This is a genomic window from Microbacterium sp. Root280D1 (assembly GCF_001428975.1).
Taxonomy (GTDB): domain Bacteria; phylum Actinomycetota; class Actinomycetes; order Actinomycetales; family Microbacteriaceae; genus Microbacterium.
Map to the genome: position 1 here is coordinate 254,765 of NZ_LMJK01000003.1, position 16,368 is coordinate 271,132.

The 16,368-nt window shown below is 68.6% G+C and carries 18 protein-coding genes; 12 read left to right on the forward strand and 6 right to left on the reverse strand.

Features of this window, described 5'->3' with window-relative positions; translation table 11 throughout:
• Window positions 1-57: 57 nt before the first annotated feature.
• Window positions 58-1,083 carry a zinc-dependent alcohol dehydrogenase family protein gene (locus ASE34_RS13670; protein ID WP_056280243.1) on the reverse strand — a complete coding sequence of 342 codons (1,026 nt, stop codon included), beginning with the start codon at window positions 1,081-1,083 and terminating at the stop codon, window positions 58-60.
• Window positions 1,084-1,124: 41 nt separating this feature from the next.
• Complete coding sequence (locus tag ASE34_RS13675; RefSeq protein ID WP_056279549.1) at window positions 1,125-2,369, reverse strand: multidrug effflux MFS transporter; 1,245 nt, start codon at window positions 2,367-2,369, stop codon at window positions 1,125-1,127.
• A gap of 102 nt (window positions 2,370-2,471) precedes the next feature.
• On the opposite strand from ASE34_RS13675, the gene ASE34_RS13680 reads away from it, so the two are divergent.
• The 11 genes from ASE34_RS13680 to ASE34_RS13730 all read left to right on the forward strand — a co-directional run bounded on the left by ASE34_RS13680 (window position 2,472) and on the right by ASE34_RS13730 (window position 11,668).
• Window positions 2,472-3,362 (forward strand): helix-turn-helix transcriptional regulator, encoded by an 891-nt coding sequence (locus ASE34_RS13680; protein ID WP_053097636.1) that lies wholly within the window; start codon window positions 2,472-2,474, stop codon window positions 3,360-3,362.
• Between the two features lie 107 nt (window positions 3,363-3,469).
• The gene (locus tag ASE34_RS13685; RefSeq protein WP_082297877.1) at window positions 3,470-5,191 is read left to right on the forward strand and encodes an MDR family MFS transporter; all 1,722 of its coding nucleotides are present in this window, start codon (window positions 3,470-3,472) and stop codon (window positions 5,189-5,191) included.
• A gap of 1 nt (window position 5,192) precedes the next feature.
• Window positions 5,193-5,648, forward strand: a complete 456-nt coding sequence (locus tag ASE34_RS13690; RefSeq protein ID WP_053097635.1) for a MarR family winged helix-turn-helix transcriptional regulator — start codon at window positions 5,193-5,195, stop codon at window positions 5,646-5,648.
• 124 nt (window positions 5,649-5,772) lie between these two features.
• Complete coding sequence (locus tag ASE34_RS13695) at window positions 5,773-6,507, forward strand: ABC transporter permease (protein ID WP_056279551.1); 735 nt, start codon at window positions 5,773-5,775, stop codon at window positions 6,505-6,507.
• Window positions 6,504-7,274 (forward strand): ABC transporter permease, encoded by a 771-nt coding sequence (locus ASE34_RS13700; protein WP_056279554.1) that lies wholly within the window; start codon window positions 6,504-6,506, stop codon window positions 7,272-7,274. The genes ASE34_RS13695 and ASE34_RS13700 overlap by 4 nt, the downstream gene beginning before the upstream one ends.
• Entirely contained in the window at window positions 7,271-8,218 is a 948-nt protein-coding gene (locus tag ASE34_RS13705) for an ABC transporter substrate-binding protein (protein WP_053097631.1), read from the forward strand. The genes ASE34_RS13700 and ASE34_RS13705 overlap by 4 nt, the downstream gene beginning before the upstream one ends.
• An 84-nt stretch (window positions 8,219-8,302) precedes the next feature.
• Window positions 8,303-8,776 (forward strand): MarR family winged helix-turn-helix transcriptional regulator, encoded by a 474-nt coding sequence (locus tag ASE34_RS13710; protein ID WP_056279556.1) that lies wholly within the window; start codon window positions 8,303-8,305, stop codon window positions 8,774-8,776.
• Window positions 8,777-8,868: 92 nt separating this feature from the next.
• Window positions 8,869-9,444, forward strand: a complete 576-nt coding sequence (locus tag ASE34_RS13715) for an NADPH-dependent FMN reductase (protein ID WP_053097629.1) — start codon at window positions 8,869-8,871, stop codon at window positions 9,442-9,444.
• Window positions 9,445-9,476: 32 nt separating this feature from the next.
• The gene (locus ASE34_RS13720) at window positions 9,477-10,112 is read left to right on the forward strand and encodes a DUF1684 domain-containing protein (RefSeq protein ID WP_056279558.1); all 636 of its coding nucleotides are present in this window, start codon (window positions 9,477-9,479) and stop codon (window positions 10,110-10,112) included.
• 62 nt (window positions 10,113-10,174) lie between these two features.
• Window positions 10,175-11,263, forward strand: coding sequence for an alkene reductase (locus tag ASE34_RS13725; protein WP_082297876.1), 1,089 nt, complete (start codon window positions 10,175-10,177; stop codon window positions 11,261-11,263).
• 60 nt (window positions 11,264-11,323) lie between these two features.
• A complete protein-coding gene (locus ASE34_RS13730) occupies window positions 11,324-11,668 on the forward strand; it encodes a cupin domain-containing protein (protein WP_053097626.1) in 345 nt (114 codons plus the stop codon).
• A 19-nt stretch (window positions 11,669-11,687) separates the two neighbouring features.
• On the opposite strand, the gene ASE34_RS13735 is transcribed toward ASE34_RS13730, so the two are convergent.
• Window positions 11,688-13,091, reverse strand: coding sequence for a threonine/serine ThrE exporter family protein (locus ASE34_RS13735; protein ID WP_053097625.1), 1,404 nt, complete (start codon window positions 13,089-13,091; stop codon window positions 11,688-11,690).
• Between the two features lie 66 nt (window positions 13,092-13,157).
• The gene (locus ASE34_RS13740; RefSeq protein WP_056279560.1) at window positions 13,158-13,502 is read right to left on the reverse strand and encodes a hypothetical protein; all 345 of its coding nucleotides are present in this window, start codon (window positions 13,500-13,502) and stop codon (window positions 13,158-13,160) included.
• 192 nt (window positions 13,503-13,694) lie between these two features.
• Here ASE34_RS13740 and ASE34_RS13745 point away from each other — a divergent pair, with 192 nt between their 5' ends.
• Complete coding sequence (locus ASE34_RS13745; RefSeq protein WP_056280245.1) at window positions 13,695-14,879, forward strand: alcohol dehydrogenase catalytic domain-containing protein; 1,185 nt, start codon at window positions 13,695-13,697, stop codon at window positions 14,877-14,879.
• Window positions 14,880-14,882: 3 nt separating this feature from the next.
• Here the strand turns inward: ASE34_RS13745 and ASE34_RS13750 are convergent, their stop codons facing one another.
• Both ASE34_RS13750 and ASE34_RS13755 read right to left on the reverse strand, forming a co-directional pair.
• The gene (locus ASE34_RS13750; protein ID WP_056279562.1) at window positions 14,883-15,707 is read right to left on the reverse strand and encodes a CPBP family intramembrane glutamic endopeptidase; all 825 of its coding nucleotides are present in this window, start codon (window positions 15,705-15,707) and stop codon (window positions 14,883-14,885) included.
• Window positions 15,708-15,769: 62 nt separating this feature from the next.
• Window positions 15,770-16,207: an SRPBCC family protein gene (locus ASE34_RS13755; RefSeq protein WP_053097622.1), complete on the reverse strand. Its 438-nt coding sequence runs from the start codon at window positions 16,205-16,207 to the stop codon at window positions 15,770-15,772.
• Window positions 16,208-16,368 lie beyond the last annotated feature (161 nt).

Consider the following 16,368-nt stretch of genomic DNA (forward strand, 5'->3'; position numbering starts at 1 on the left):
TTCCTTCGCCGACGGCGGAGGGCACGAGAAAGGTGCCCGCCGCCGTCGGGGTTCCGATCAGTCGGTGGTGAGCAGCACCTTGGTGGCGCGACGCTCGTCCATGGCCCTGTAGCCCTCGGCCGCCTGCTCGATCGGCAGCGTCAGATCGAAGACGGCCCCCGGATCGATCTGATCGGTCATGATGAGGTCGATCAGCTGGGGCAGGAAGCGGCGCACCGGCGCCGGCCCGCCCAGAAGGCTGACGGTCGAGAAGAACAGGTCCAGGCCGTCGAGCTCGACGCCGTGGCTCACGCCGACGTACCCCACGTGTCCACCCGGACGCGTGGCGTGGATCGCCTGCATCATCGACTCCTGGGTGCCGACCGCCTCGACGGTGGAGTGGGCGCCGTACCCTCCGGTGAGCTCCTTGATCTTCGCGACGCCTGCGTCGCCGCGCTCCTCGACGATGTCGGTGGCCCCGAACTTCGTCGCCAGAGCCTGACGGTCGGCGTGGCGGGACATCGCGATGACCCGCTCGGCTCCGAGCTGCCTCGCCGCGAGGATCGCGAGCAGGCCGACGGCTCCGTCGCCGACCACGGCGACGGTCTTGCCCGGCCCCGCCTCGGCGGCCACGGCGGCGAACCATCCGGTGCCCAGGACGTCGGATGCCGCGAGCAGGCTGCGCGTCTGCGCGGGGGTCGGATCGCCCTCGACGGCGACGAGAGTGCCGTCGGCGAGAGGGATGCGGGCGTAGTCGGACTGGGTGCCGACGCCGCCCATCATGACCTGGTGGATGCAGCGCGACTGGAATCCCGCCTGGCAGATCTCGCACGTGTTGTCGGACGCGACGAACGATCCCACGACGAAGTCGCCGACCGCGATGTCACGGACCTCGTCGCCGACCTCCTCGACGACGCCGATGTACTCGTGACCCATCGGTGTGGGGTGGTCCACCGGCTCGATGCCGCGGTAGGGCCAGAGGTCCGAGCCGCAGATGCAGGCGGCGGTGACGCGGATGACCGCATCCGTCGGCTCGACGACGGAAGCGCGGGGGACCTCCTCGACGCGGACGTCTCCGGGGGCGTGCATGACGACGGCGCGCATGGTGCGGGTGCTGACGGTGTCTGTGCTCATGATGTTCTCCTTCAGTGGGTGAGGGCGGCGGATGAGGTCGGGTGCGGCGAGTGCCGTGGCGTGCGCCCGCGTGCGGTGCCGATCAGCACCAGGGTGACGGCCGCGAGCACGGTCGCGGAGACGGTGACCACGCCGAGCGGCAGGATGCTCAAGGCACCGGCGACGCCGACGAGCGGGGCGGCGATGCCCCCGAAGCCGAACCGCACCATCCCGAGAAGCGACGAGGCGGTGCCGGCGATCTGCGGGTATCCGACCAGAGCGAGGGTGGTGGCCGGGGGAGACGAGATGGAGACGCCCGCGGCGAGGGCGAACAGCGACGCGAGCACGACCCACAGCGGCATCGTCGTGAGTCCGGCGGCGAGCAGGCCGAGAGCACCGGCGGTCGCGACCACGACACCGGCGGCGAGGACGGCGTGTACGTGCCCTCGTTCGGAGAATCGGCCGGCCAGGTGGCCGAAGACCATGAATCCCGCGGAGTTCGCGCCGAACGCGAGGGCGTAGCCGAGGGGCGACAGGCCGTAGATGTCCTGCAGCACGAACGTCGCGCCGGACAGGTAGGCGAAGAGCGCGGCGTACATCAGCCCCTGATTCAGGACGGCGCCGACGAAGACGCGGTCTCGCAGGAGCGTCCGATAGTCGCTCAGGGTGCGGGTCAGACCGCCGGTCGTCCGTGCCTCGATCGGCAGGGTCTCCCCGAACCGCGCGAGCGCGATGATCAGGATGACGGCGCCGATGACGGCGAGGAAGACGAAGAGTCCCCGCCAGTCGATGATCGTGTTGAGGAGGCCCCCGAGCAGCGGGCCGACGATCGCCGCGAAGCCGCCGACGACGGTGAGCCGCGCGTAGAAGCGGATCAGCGTCCCGCCGGAGAAGACGTCACGCCCGGCCGCCTGGGCGATCACGATGCCGACGCCGCCGGCGAGTCCCTGCACGAATCGGGCGGCGATCAGCAGCTCGACCGTCGGACTGATCGCGCACAGCATCGACGTGACGATGTACGCCACGATGCCGATGAGCAGGACGCCGCGGCGGCCGTATCGATCCGACACCGGCCCGGCGATGAGCTGACCGGCCGCCAGACCGATGAGGCAGGCGGTCACGGTGAGCTGCGCGACCGACGTGGCGGCGCCCAGCGCTGCCGTGAGGGCCGGAAGAGCGGGCAGATAGAGGTCCATCGAGATCGGCCCGAAGACGGTCAGCAGAAGCAGCAGGGCGGGGAGCACCCGGTCGACGGAGGGGCGGGCTGCGGATGTCATGCTGTCCACTCTGCGCCTGTCGGGTGCTCCGAGGGAGTCCCTGTCGAGGGGTGTACTGCGAGAACCTCCCTGCGAAGCACGGTCGGGGGTAGCGTCCTGAGCATGGACAACAGATCCGAGGTCCGCGAGTTCCTGATGACCCGCCGCGCGCGCGTCGCGCCCGAGTCGGTCGGCATCCCGGCCGGAGGGAACCGACGTGTCGCCGGCCTGCGGCGCAGTGAGGCCGCAGCGCTCGCCGGAGTCAGCGTCGAGTACTACGCGAAGCTCGAGCGCGGCGCGATCGCCGGCGCCTCCGCCGCGGTGCTCGACGCGCTCGCGTCAGCCCTTCAACTCGACGACGCCGAGCGCGCGCATCTGCTCGATCTCGCCCGCGCCGCCGACGGCATCCCGTCGAGCGGCCGCTCGCGTCGCCGGTCGGCGAAGCCCGGGGCTGCACGACCCAGCCTGCAGTGGGCGCTGTCGTCGATCACCGATGCGATCGCGTTCGTCCGCGACCCCCACCAGAACCTGGTCGCCACGAACGATCTCGCCCGAGCCTTCTATTCGCCGGTGATCGGCGACGGCGGCCGCACCCCGAATCTCGCGCGCTTCCAGTTCCTCGACCCGGCAGCGCACGACTTCTATCCCGACTGGGATCTCTTCGCCGAGATGTGCGTCGCGATCATGCGAGCCGAAGCCGGGCGGGATCCGCACGACAAGGGTCTGCAGGATCTCGTCGGCGAGCTGTCGACGCGCAGCGAGACGTTCCGCCGGCTGTGGGCGGCGCACGATGTGCGCATCCACGGCGCGGGCACGAAGCGATTCCGGCATCCGCTCGTCGGCGAGCTGACCCTGGCGTATGAGGAGCTCGCGATCACCGCCGAGCCGGGCAACGTGCTGCTGATCTACTCGGCCGAGCCGGGCTCGCCCTCGGCCGAGCGTCTCGCGCTGCTCGCGTCGTGGTCCCTGGACCAGCGCGTCGTCGAGCCGACCAGGGACGAGAGCCGCGGCTAGCGCCCCACTCCATCGACAGATGGTTGCCTCCGGTCTACAGTTGCACTTTCGCAACCAATAGGCGTATAGTTGACTCTTATCAACTTTCTACACAGGAGCTCTCCACTGTGACACACATCTCACCCACCTCCTCAGGCGACGCGGTGCGCTCGCCTCGCGAGGTCTTCACCGCGATCTCGGGCCTCGTCGTCGGCATGTTCGTCGCCGTGCTCTCGGGCACCGTGGTGTCGACCTCCATGCCGGTCATCATCGCCGACCTCGGCGGCACCCAGTCGCAGTACACCTGGGTCATCACCGCCAGCCTCCTCGCGACCGCCGTCTCGACCCCCATCTGGGGCAAGCTCGCCGACCTCGTCGATCGCAAGATCCTCGTGCAGCTGTCGCTCATCATCTTCACGGTCGGCACCGTGATCGCCGGCTTCTCGACCGACACCAACATGCTCATCGCGGTCCGCGTGATCCAGGGCATCGGCGTCGGCGGACTGATGTCGCTCGTGATGATCGCGGTCGCCCTCATCATCTCGCCGCGCGAACGCGGCAAGTACATGGGCGTCGTCGGCGGAATCATGGCCCTCGGCACCATCGGCGGCCCGCTGCTCGGCGGACTCCTCACCGACGTCTGGGGCTGGCGCTCCAACTTCTTCGTCGGCGTGCCCTTCGCCATCCTCGCCCTCGTGCTGCTGCAGTTCACCCTGCACCTGCCCAAGCCCCAGCGCGACCGCAAGGTGTCGATCGACTACTTCGGCATCGTGCTGCTCGCGGTCGGCGTCTCGACCCTGCTCATCTGGGTCTCGATGGGCGGCAGCCAGTTCGACTGGGACTCCTCGACCAGCATCATGCTCGCCGTCACCGCGGGTGTCGCGATCGCCGCGTTCATCACCGTCGAGTTCTTCGTCAAGGAACCGATCGTGCCGATGTCGCTGTTCCGCAACCGCACCTTCACGCTGTCGGTCATCGCGTCGATCGCCATCGGCGTCTCGATGTTCGCGACCTCGGTGTTCCTCGCCCAGTACTTCCAGCTCGCCCGCGGTGCCACACCGACCGAGTCCGGCCTCATGACGATCCCGATGATCGTCGGACAGATGGGTGCGTCGATCATCATCGGCCAGCTCGTCAGCCGCTTCGGCAAGTGGAAGGGATGGATGCTCACGGGCTCCGTGCTGACCACGATCGGCGTCAGCCTGATGGCGACCCTGCGCTACGACACCCCGTTCCCGCTGGTCGCGACCTACATGTTCGTGCTCGGCGCAGGTCTCGGCATGGTCATGCAGAACCTCACGCTCATCGTGCAGAACGACACCGCGCCGCAGCAGCTGGGCGCCGCCTCGTCGAACGTCAACTTCTTCCGCACGATCGCCGGCACCATCGGCGTGACGGTCATGGGTGCCTCGCTCTCGACCAGCGTCGGCAACTACATCTCCGACGCGCTCGAGGGATTCACTCCCACGACGCCCGATGAGATCGACGCGCTGAAGCACCTCGCCTCTGGCGATGTGCCCAAGGTCACGCAGCTGCCCGACACGATCCGCACGATCGTCGAGGGAGCCTACGGCCACGGCATCGCGGATGCGTTCATCATCGCCATCCCGCTCGCAGTGATCGCCATCATCGCGATCGCGTTCATCAAGAACAAGCCGCTGTCGACGAAGAACGCCGCCGAGCAGCTGCGCGAGCAGGCCGAGGAGTCCGTTCTCGAGGTCTCCGAGGCCGAGGTCGGCGCCACCATGTCGACCGGAGCCATCCGCATCTCGGGCACCGAGTCCGCCTCACCCTCGACCGGCTCGGTGACGACCGTGCTCGAGCGCGACGAGCGGGAGTCGGGGCGCTGACATGGTCACCTCCGAAGCGGCGGCGCCCGCCGACGTCGACACCGCCCTCGGCGACCTCCAGACGCATCTGAACCTCATCTTCGCGAGGACTCGGACGCTCTGGAGGGAGTCGGCGGCGCGCATCGACCCCGAGCTGCAGGTGGGCGGCTACAAGCTGCTGACCTTCATCGATCGGGCGGGCTCCGCCAGCGCTCACGAGCTCGCCGAGCGCTTCGAGATGGACAAGTCCGTCATCAGTCGCCAGGTGCGGATGCTGGAGGAGCTGGGCCTGATCGAGTCGAGGCCGGACGAGCGTGACGGCCGGCTGCGGGTCCTGACGGCGACGCCGTCGGCCTGCTCCGCCCTCACCGAGCTGCGCAGCGACCACGCCTCGCGCCTGCGCACGGTCGTGGCCGAGCTCACGCAGGACGAGATCCACGCGGCATCCAAGGTGTTCCGTCTGCTCTCAGAGGTCTGACCGAGAGCCCGGGCCGATCACGCGACGTGTCGGCCCGGGTTGTCGAGAGCGATATTCTGTGGTTCAGTCGAATGTCTTGACTTCGCGATTCGGCGTCCCAAGACCGTAAAGAACGGTACTTCGGATGAACTGGATCGCCTCCAACCTCGGATTGATCGTCGATCTGACGATCAACCACGTGCGTCTGGCGATCATCCCGATCATCCTCGGCTTCCTGATCGCGGTGCCGCTGGGCTGGGTGGCCAGCCGCAATCGCGTCGCCCGGACGTTCATCATCACGACGGGCAGCCTGCTCTACACGATCCCGTCCCTGCCGCTCTTCGTCATCCTGCCGGTCATCCTCGGCACCCGGATCCTCGATGACACGAACCTGGTCGTGGCGCTGACGATCTACGCGGTCGCGATCATGCTGCGCTCGGCGACCGACGCCTTCGGATCGGTCGATCGGTCGATCATCGAGTCGGCGAAGGCCATCGGCTTCTCGCGCAGCGGCCGGTTCTGGCGCGTCGAGTTCCCTCTCGCCGGGCCCGTGCTGATCGCCGGCCTCCGCGTGGTCTCCGTGTCGACCATCGCCCTCGTCTCGGTGGGCGTGATCATCGGCTCGGAGAATCTCGGCTACCTCTTCCAGAACGGCAAGCAGCGCGGCATCCTCGAGGAGGTCGTCGTCGGGATCGTCATGAGCCTGCTCATCGCTCTCGTCTTCGACCTGATCCTCGTGGCGATCGGGCGGGTCCTCATGCCCTGGAGCCGCGCCGCCGGCGTGCGCGGCAAGAGCGGCGCACCGACCGACCCCGACCCCGCGACCGACAGTGTCAGCACCCGTCGAGTGCTCGCGCCCCCGGGGGCCGGTGTCCGATGAACTTCTTCCTCGACGCCATCGCCTGGATCCTCGACCCCGCCAACTGGGTGCCGGGCTCGCAGAGCCCGCTGCCCATCGGCGACCGACTCGTCGAGCACCTCATCTACTCGGGCGTCTCGCTCGTCATCGCGATGCTGATCGCTCTGCCGCTCGGCTTCTACATCGGGCACACCGGGCACGGTCGCCAGTTCGTGATCGGCTTCACCGGTGCGATGCGCGCTCTCCCGACGCTCGGGCTCCTGTTCTTCCTCACGATGGTGCTGCGCTCCGGTCTCAGCACCACTCCGGCCGTGCTCGTCGGCTCCGTCATCGCTTTCGTGCTGCTGGCGATCCCGTCGCTGCTCGCCGGCGCCTACGCCGGGCTCGAGAGCGTCAGCCGCGAGTCGATCGATGCGGCGCGCGCGATCGGGATGACCGAGATGCAGATCCTCCGCAAGGTCGAGATCCCTCTCGGGCTGCCGGTGATCATCGGCGGGATCCGCTCGGCCACGCTGCAGGTCATCGCGACCGTGACGATCGCGTCGTACGTCGGACTCGGCGGCCTCGGGCGGATCATCTCGTCGGGCATCGGCCTCAACGACTACACCGTGATCCTCGGCGGGGCGCTCCTGGTGACCGTTCTCGCGCTGAGCGTCGACGGCGTCTTCGCGCTCCTCCAGCGCCTCACCCGTACTCGGGGGCAGACGAGCCGTCCCCTCCGCAGTGTGCAGCGAAACAGGTCGGAGGCCGCTGTGGCGCCGATCGTCGACGAAAGGACCCCCGCATGACCTCTCGAGCCCGTAAGACCTGGCTGACGGCCTGCCTGCTCGCCGTCAGCACCACCGTCGCGCTCGCCGGCTGCGCGACCGCCGACCCGACGTCCTCGGGCGGTGACGCCGCCGAGGGCGACGCGATCGTCGTCGGCTCCTTCGCCTTCCCCGAGAGCGAGATCCTCGGCGAGATCTACGCGCAGGCGCTCGAGGCCGAGGGCTTCGACGTCTCGACCAAGTTCAACATCGGTCCGCGCCAGCAGACGATCCCCGCGCTGCAGGACGGGTCCATCAACCTCATCCCGGAGTACAACGGCAACCTGCTGGCGTACTACGACACGGCGTACGAGGAGCGGACGACCGAGGACGTCGATGCGGCGCTGCCGGATGCGGTGGGCGCGGACGACCTGCAGGTGCTCGACTCGGCCGAGGCCGAGGACAAGGACGCCTACGTGGTGACGAAGAAGACCGCCGAGGACAACGACCTGACGGCCATCGGCGACCTGAAGGCTCTCGAGCCGTTCTCCCTGGCGTCGAACCCGCAGTTCGGCGAACTCGGCTACGGGATCCCGGGGCTGCGCGACGTCTACGGCGTGGGCGTCGAAGCGGGACAGGTCACGTTCGTCCCGTACGAGGACTTCGGCGGTCCCGACACGGTGCAGGCGCTCGTCGACGGCACGGTGCAGGTGGCCGACATCTACACGACGTCGCCGGCGATCAAGTCCGAGGACCTCGTCGTCCTCGAGGACCCGGAGAACATGATCTCGGCGCAGAACGTCATCCCGCTGCTCTCGAAGGACATCTACACCGACAAGCTCGCCGAGGTGCTCAATGCGATCTCCGCGAAGCTCACCACCGACGACCTGATCGATCTGCGCGAACGGGTCGAGGGCGACGAGAAGGCGTCGGCTGCGACCGCGGCGGAAGAATGGCTCACCACCGCAGGTCTGCTCGACAAGTGATCGTGCGGACGGATCACGAGTCGGTGATCTGATCGAAGCCCCGCCGGCACAGCGCCGGCGGGGCTTCATCGTAAGCTGGCGAGCATGAGTGCCTCGTCCGACGAAGTCGCCCCGAAAGACGGCGCCGCAACCCCTGACCTCGATCGGGCGATCTCGAGGGTCGAGCACGAGCTGGGCAGGCTCTTCGCCCGCATCCGGGTGAGCTGGCGCGAAGCCGCGACCACCGTGCATCCCGACCTGCAACCTCTCGGATACCAGGTGCTCACGTCGATCGCCACCGGCAAGGCGACCTCGGCCGGCGCCATCATCGAGCGCCTGCAGACCGACAAGTCGGCCGTCAGCCGGCACGTGCGCCAACTCGAGCAGCTCGGTCTCGTCGAGAGCGTCCCCGACCCGGACGATCGCCGCGCGCGGGTGCTCGTCGCCACGGAGCTGGCGCAGGAGCGGGTGGCCCTCGCCCGCGCTCGGTACGAAGAGCGCCTCGGCGAGAGGCTGCGCCGCTGGACGGCCGAGGATCTCGACCACTTCGCGGAGCTGCTCGCCGCCTTCGGCGACTGAGCCGAAGGCGGCGGACCGTTCGCCACGGGGGCTGGACGCAGACGCGAGCCCGGACGAGACTGATCTCACGACTACGGGAATGAGGAACAGTCATGGCATACAGGGTCGGATACTTCGTCGGAAGCCTCTCGTCCACCTCGATCAACCGCATCCTCGCGACGGCGCTGATCAGGCTGGCGCCGGATGATCTCGAGTTCTTCGAGATCCCGATCCGAGACCTCCCCCTCTACAGCCAGGACTATGACGCCGACTACCCCGCGGTGGCCGTCGATCTGAAGGAGTCCATCGCATCGGCGGATGCCGTGCTCTTCGTGACGCCCGAGTACAACCGCTCGATCCCCGGCGGCCTCAAGAACGCGATCGACTGGGCGTCGCGGCCGTGGGGGCAGAACTCCTTCGACCACATCCCCGCCGCGGTGATCGGCGCCTCGGTGGGCGCGATCGGCACGGCGGTCGCCCAGCAGAGCCTGCGCGGGGTGCTGAGCTTCTGCAACGCCCGTCAGATGACGGCGCCCGAGGCCTACATCCAGTTCTCGCCCGACACCTTCGCCGATGACGGGACGGTCCACAACGAGGGCACCGCGACCTTCCTCCGCGACTACCTGGTCGAGTTCCGAGACCACATCGAACGCGTGCTCACGGTGCTGCCGCGCGACACCGACGTGTGAACCCGGGGCGCGAGCCGCGTAGCCTGAACCACATGACGCTCACGAAAGCCCGCACCGCCGCAGAGGTCGTCGACTGGCGACGCCGTGTCTTCGCCCTCTACGACGCCGTGCGTCGGGCGGACTCCGCCGAAGACGCGCACGAGCTCTGGCGCATCGAGCGCGACGACCTGCTGCTGCACCATGCGGCGACCCCGCTGATGGCCGACGATCGACCGCTGTTCGAAGGGCTCCCGATCGCGTCGTACGATCCGCAGTGGCGCTTCGAGCTGCCGATCCTCGAGGCCGAGCCCGGGGGCTTCGAGTTCGCGACCGGCACCGACGGCGTGGTTCCCTTCGAGCGCATCGGCAGGGTCGAGGTCCCCGACACCGGGTCGCTCGACGTGTGGCGTCTGACGACCTACGGCGGCGGGATCTTCATCCCCGTGCGCGACGCTCTCGCCGGTCGTCCGGGAGGAACCTACGGAGGCGGCCGCTATCTGATCGACACGATCAAGGGCGCCGACCTCGGGTCGGATGCCGAGCGCGGCACGATCGTGCTCGACTTCAACTTCGCCTACAACCCCTCGTGCGCCTACGACCCGGCGTGGGCCTGCCCGCTCGCCCAGCCGGGCAATGTGCTCGAGGTCGCGGTGCCCGTGGGGGAGATGTACGGCCGCGTCGCCGACTGAGCATCCGGTCTGCATATCTCCGCAGGGGAATACTCGGCACCCCAGGGCGCTTGTCCCTGAGCGTGACCCTCTTCGAATCGGCCGTCTTCGGCGCCCTCCCGCTGTCCAACCGCGTCGTCATGGCGCCGCTCACCCGCACCCGTGCGGACGACGACGGTGTGCCCACCGAGACGATGGTGGAGTACTACCGCCAGCGCGCGGGCCAGGGTCTCATCATCTCCGAGGGCACGTGGCCGGCTGCCGAGGGCAAGTCGTACTCCGGGCAGCCCGGCATCGTCACTCCCGCGCAGATCGACGGATGGCGGCGGATCGCCGACGCCGTGCACGAGGCCGGCGGCACGATCGTCATGCAGTTGATGCACGGCGGCCGCGTCTCGCACCCCGAGATCTCCGGTGAGCCGCGTGTCGTGGGCCCGAGCGCGCTCGCCGCCCCCGGCCAGACGCACACCCCGGTCGGCAAGGTCGACATGCCGGTCGCTCACGCTCTCACGCTCGACGAGATCCCGATGGTCGTCGAGCAGTTCGTGCAGGCCGCACGCAACGCGATCGCCGCGGGCTTCGACGGCGTCGAGGTGCACGGCGCGAACGGCTACCTCGTGCAGGAGTTCCTCTCGCCGGTGTCGAACATCCGTGACGATCAGTACGGCGGATCGCCCGAGAACCGCGCGCGGTTCGCGATCGAGGTCACGTCGGCGGTGGCTGAGGCGGTCGGGGCCGACCGCACCGGCATCCGTCTGTCGCCGCAGCACAACATCCAGGGCGTCCTCGAGGAGGACGACGCCGACGCACTCGCCACCTACCTCGCCGTCGCCGAGGGCCTCGCACCGCTCGGCCTCGCATTCATCGACGTGCTCAGTGCCGTGCCGACCAGCGAGCTCGTGCAGCGCATCCGCCGCACGGCGGGTGCCCCGCTGATCGTCAACTCCGGATTCGCCGCACAGACCACCCGCGACGAGGCCGAGATGCTCGTCTCGGAGGGATGGGCCGACGCCGTGGCAGCGGGTCGTCCGGTGATCGCGAACCCCGACCTCGTCGAGCGCTGGCGTCAGGACGCCGAGCTCAACGAGCCGCGCCCTGCGCTGTTCTACGGACGCACGGCCGAGGGATACACGGACTACCCGTCGCTCGAGACCGTGCGCGCCGACGCCTGACGCGCGCGGCTGCGCGAAGTACCCCTGTCGGCGCGGAATATCGGGGCGTACTGTGACCGCATGGTCACCGACGATCCCACTGTCACCAACCCCGATCACTACCGCACGCTCTGGGAGAACGATCTCGTGCGCGTGCTCGAGTACACGGATGAGCCGGGCGACCGCACGACTCCTCACGATCATCCGAACAGCGTGATGGTGACCCTCAGCGATTTCTCGCGCCGTCTGTCAGCGGGGGAGCGCACCTTCGACACGTCGTTGACCGCGGGTCAGGCCGTCTGGCTGCCGGCCCAACGCCACTGGGGAGAGAACACGGGGGCGACGTCGACGCACACCATCCTCGTCGAGTTGAAGGGCGACGCCGCGGGGGAGCCCGGCGGCGGCGCGCTCGGACCCCAGGTCTGAGGCGCGCGCGTCGTTCGGCTCAGCGCCGGACGACCCGCGCCCGGTTCTTCGCGACGCTGCTGAGGGTGGCGCGCACGGGCGTTCCTAGATACAGGCCGAGCGATGCGCCCGAAGCCAGTGCGATTCCGATCACCGCGGCATCGACCAGAGAGCCGCCGATGCCGACGACCCCGGATGCCGACCCTGCCGCGTGGATCATCTCGAGCAGGCCCTGGAACACCGCGACACCGGGCACGAGCGGCACGATCGCGGCCGTGGTGACCGCGACCGACGGGACGTGCAGCTTCACCGCGATCAGCATCCCGATGAAGCTCGCGAGCAGGGCGCCGATCGCGCTCGCCGCAGCCGGATGCAGGTTCAGACCGACCATCGTCGAATAGCCGGCGATGGTGACGGCGCTGAGCAGCGCGCTGACGAGGATGATCCGAAGACCCGCGCCGTTGAAGACGGCGACGGCGATCGCGATGATGATCGCCCCCGCGAACTGGTTCAGGAGCGGACCGAACGGGGCCGGGTCATCGGGCAGACCCATCGTGAAGCCGAGCACGCTGCCGAGTTCGAGGCCGACGAGGATGCCGATCACGACTCCGAGCGTCTGCATCGTCAGATCGAGGATGCGTCCGCCTGCGGTGAGCGCGAATCCGTCGATCGCATCCTGAGCGGCCCCCACCACGGTGAGTCCGGCGAGCATGAGCACGATTCCCGACGCGACGATGATCGATGGTCGGATGCCGACGAAGGGCTCGATGCCGGCGGCCCCGAGGGCCGAGACGGCGACCGCGACGACCGTGGTGACGAACCCTCCGGCGATCTGACTGAAGAACAGCGGAACGCGCACGCGCGCGAGGCCGGCCTGGGTCAACGCCGCGCAGAGCGCCGCGATGAACGTGAGCCCGACGATGAGCGGCGAGGCCCCGAGCATGATGCTCACTCCGACGGCGAGCAGCGCTCGTGCCACGATGACCACCGGCTGCTGGTAGCCGAAGGGCACGCGCCGCAGGGCGCGGAACGTCGAGCGGGCCGATTCGAGATCCAGTCCGTCGTCGATGTCGGCGACCAGGGCCTGCACTCTCTGCAGCTTGGCGTGGTCGGGGGCGGCGACGCGCACGACCCGCACGAGCGTCTCGGGCCAGACCTCGCCGCTCAGGTGGAACGAGACCGTGATCGAGTTGTAGGTGACATCGACCTGCACGTCCCGCATGCCGTACGCGGCGCAGATGCGGGTGATGGCGAGCGTGACCTCGTGCGCCGAGGCGCCGACCCCGAACATCGATTCGCCGATGCGGGTCGCGAGGTCGAGCACACGCGGCACGGTGCGTTCGTCGATGATCGGCATCGCCTCGGTGTGGGCGACGGATGAGGGGTCGGTGTGCAGGATCCTGCGCACGGAGGCGAGCAGTCGCCGCTGGGGATTCGGGGACACGATCCCATTCTTCCTCCTCGCGACCGGTGCATCCGACGCCGCGAGGACTGGGGAGGAGAAGATCCGTCAGGCCTGCGCCGGAACCTCGACGCGCTCGACCGGCGGCGCCGTGCCTTCGGCCGGCTCGCTCACCAGGCGCAGACCGCCGGGGGCGTTCGCCGTGAATGCCAGCGCTTCGATCCACGCGCGGTTGATCTGCGGCTGACGGCTCCCGCTGTACTTGAAGACGAGGGAGCTGCCGGCGTGCACCCAGACAGTCGTCCGACCGCCGCCGACAGTCATGTCCTCGCGCCAGGAGAACGAGAAGGGCTCGCCTCTCCTGAGCTTCGCCGTCATCACGAGCTGCAGGTGCGTGAGCGCCCTGTCCTCGATGTCCGATTTGACGGTGCCCTCGTAGATGAACTTGCCCATGATGATCTCCCCAGTACGCCACAGTGCCCGCGAGACGAGGCGTATCGAATGATCACCGATGGTGGGTCCAGTTTCCCATATTCCGATGTGCACCGCGACTGTCGAACGTTCAGGAACCGCCTGTCAACCCTCTGTCCCTTCGCGCGCCGTCGATGGAGGGTGGCCCTTCGACACGTAACGAGGAGGATGACGATGAAGGCACTCACCTGGCAGGGAACGCGCAACGTGGCGGTCGAGGAGGTACCGGATCCGACCATCGAGCACGCCACCGATGCGATCGTCCGGATCACCTCCTCGGCGATCTGCGGTTCCGACCTGCACCTCTACGAACTGCTCGGACCGTTCCTCGACAAGGGCGACATCCTCGGCCACGAGCCGATGGGGGTCGTGGTGGAGGTGGGCAGCGGTGTGCGCGACCTCGCGGTCGGCGATCGCATCGTCATCCCCTTCAACATCTCGTGCGGGCACTGCTTCTTCTGCCTGCGCGGCCTGCAGTCGCAGTGCGAGACGACGCAGGTGAAGGAGTACGGCAGCGGCGCCGCGCTGTTCGGCTACACCAAGCTCTACGGCCAGGTGCCGGGCGGGCAGGCCGAATACCTGCGCGTCCCGCTCGCCGACTACAACCACATCAAGATCGCGTCCGATCTCCCCGATGAGCGGTACCTGTACCTCAGCGACATCCTGCCGACGGCCTGGCAGGGTGTGGAGTACGCGAACGTGCCGGAGGGCGGGACGCTCGCGGTGATGGGGCTCGGCCCCGTCGGGCAGTTCGCAGCCCGCATCGGAGCGCACCGCGGATACCGGGTGCTGGCCGTGGACCCGGTCGCGGAACGCCGGGAGATGGCGGCACGCCACGGAGTCGAGGTCTTCGACCTCACGGATGACGTCGTGGCCGAGCTGCGGGACCTCACCGACGGGCGCGGCGCGGATTCCGTGGTCGACGCCGTGGGCATGGAGGCGCACGGCAACGCCGGCGTCGCCCTCGTGCAGAAGGCCGTCGGACTGCTGCCGGATCCGGCCGCCCGCGCCGTGTTCGACAAGGCCGGGATCGACCGACTCGCCGCCGTGTACGCATCGATCGACGTCGTGCGCCGGGGTGGCATGGTGTCGCTCAGCGGCGTCTACGCGGGCGATGCCGACATCCTGCCGATGAAGACCCTGTTCGACAAGCAGATCGGCATCCGTATGGGCCAGTGCAACGTGAAGCGCTGGACCGACGATCTGATGCCGCTCGTCGAAGACCTCTCCGACCCCCTCGGCGTGATGGATCTGATGACCCACGATGCTCCGCTCGAGGATGCGCCGGAGCTGTATCGCACCTTCCAGCGCAAGGAGGACGGCTGCATCAAGGTCGTGCTGCGACCGTCTGCCGCGTGAGGGTCAGGCGGCGGCCCCGACACCCGGGGCCGCCGCCTGCGTCTGCTCGACGCGACCGCGGATGAAGAACAGGCAGATCACGCCGACGACGATCACCACGATGTTGCCGAGGTTCGCGATCGAGCCGAACGCGCTCTCCGCCGGGTAGGTCGTGTGCAGGAAGATGCTCGGGTCGGTGCTGGCGTGCAGCAGGATCGGCGCGACGATGGTCCCGGTCACGCGCATCGCGAGGTACATGCAGATGCCGAACGCGAAGGTGTAGGCCAGCTGGATGAGGGTCGCGAACAGGGACTGGCCGGTGAGCAGATTGCCGGCGTGGAGCAGGGCGAACAGGGCCGAGGAGATCACCGCGACGACGAGCTCGCGCTGACCCGCCTTGCGCAGCAGGTTCACCACGAGGCCGCGCGTCAGCACCTCCTCGGCGAAGCCGATGAACAGTCCGGCGAGGAGCCAGGTCGCGACGACCTCGAATCCGGCCGCTCCGTAGTCGATGGCGAACAGGTGGAGCACGTTGAAGAGGAGCACGACGGCGACCGCGATCCACATCCATCCGCGTCCGCGGATCGGCTGCGGACGGAAGATCTCACCCAGCCAGCCGACGGATGCCGCGAAGCCGATGAGCAGCAGGCAGCCGACGAGAACCGGGATCGCGTAGAACACGAGGATCCCCGCCGCGCTCTGCGGATCCTCGATCTGAGCCGCGAACGGGGTCAACAGCAGCGACAGCCCGTTGTAGAGCACGAAGTAGACGACCACGAGGATGACGGCCCGCCACCAGCCGCCCTGTTCCCAGAAGCGTCGCCAGGCGGACTGCGTCACATCGGTCATCGTGCAACCCTCCGCATCCGCGGAGGTCGCGGCTCACGACCCAATATATGGGCAGGAGCGGGTCAGGACGCGCGCCCCTCCGCGAGGTAGGCGAGGCGGTGCAGGGTCTCGGAATTGCGCCAGCGCAGCAGGGGAGCGGTCAGCAGCCCGGGCAGCAGCGTGGCGGGGCCGTTCACGGGTTCCTCGTCGATGCGCACCATCGTGCCGCCGTCATACGACCGCACCCGCAGAGTGACGCGGGCCTCGCCGATAGGCCAACCCTTCGCGCGCATGACCATGCGGTTCGGCGGCGACCATTCCTCCACCACGGTCGTGTCGTCGAGCAGAGCGGGCCAGACGCCGACCGAGTGATGCAGCTCAGCGCCCGGCTGCGGCCACGACTCATCGACGTCGCGCATGCGCGAGGCGCCCACCACCCACGCCGGGTACAGCCAACCGTTGCCCAGCACCCGGAAGACATCGTCGGGCTGACAGTCCATCGTGCGCACGTTCTTCGCCATGTCGGAACTCCTCTCGCGTCGTGACGATGATCGCGTGGCTTCCGATTCGCAGACAGGGGGTTGACGACCGCGCGCGGGGGAGTGCGGGTAGCGCCGCACGAGTGAGGCACTAGCACAGAGGCCCCGCTCGCGCCTCCCCCTGGTTCGGCGACCACGTCTCT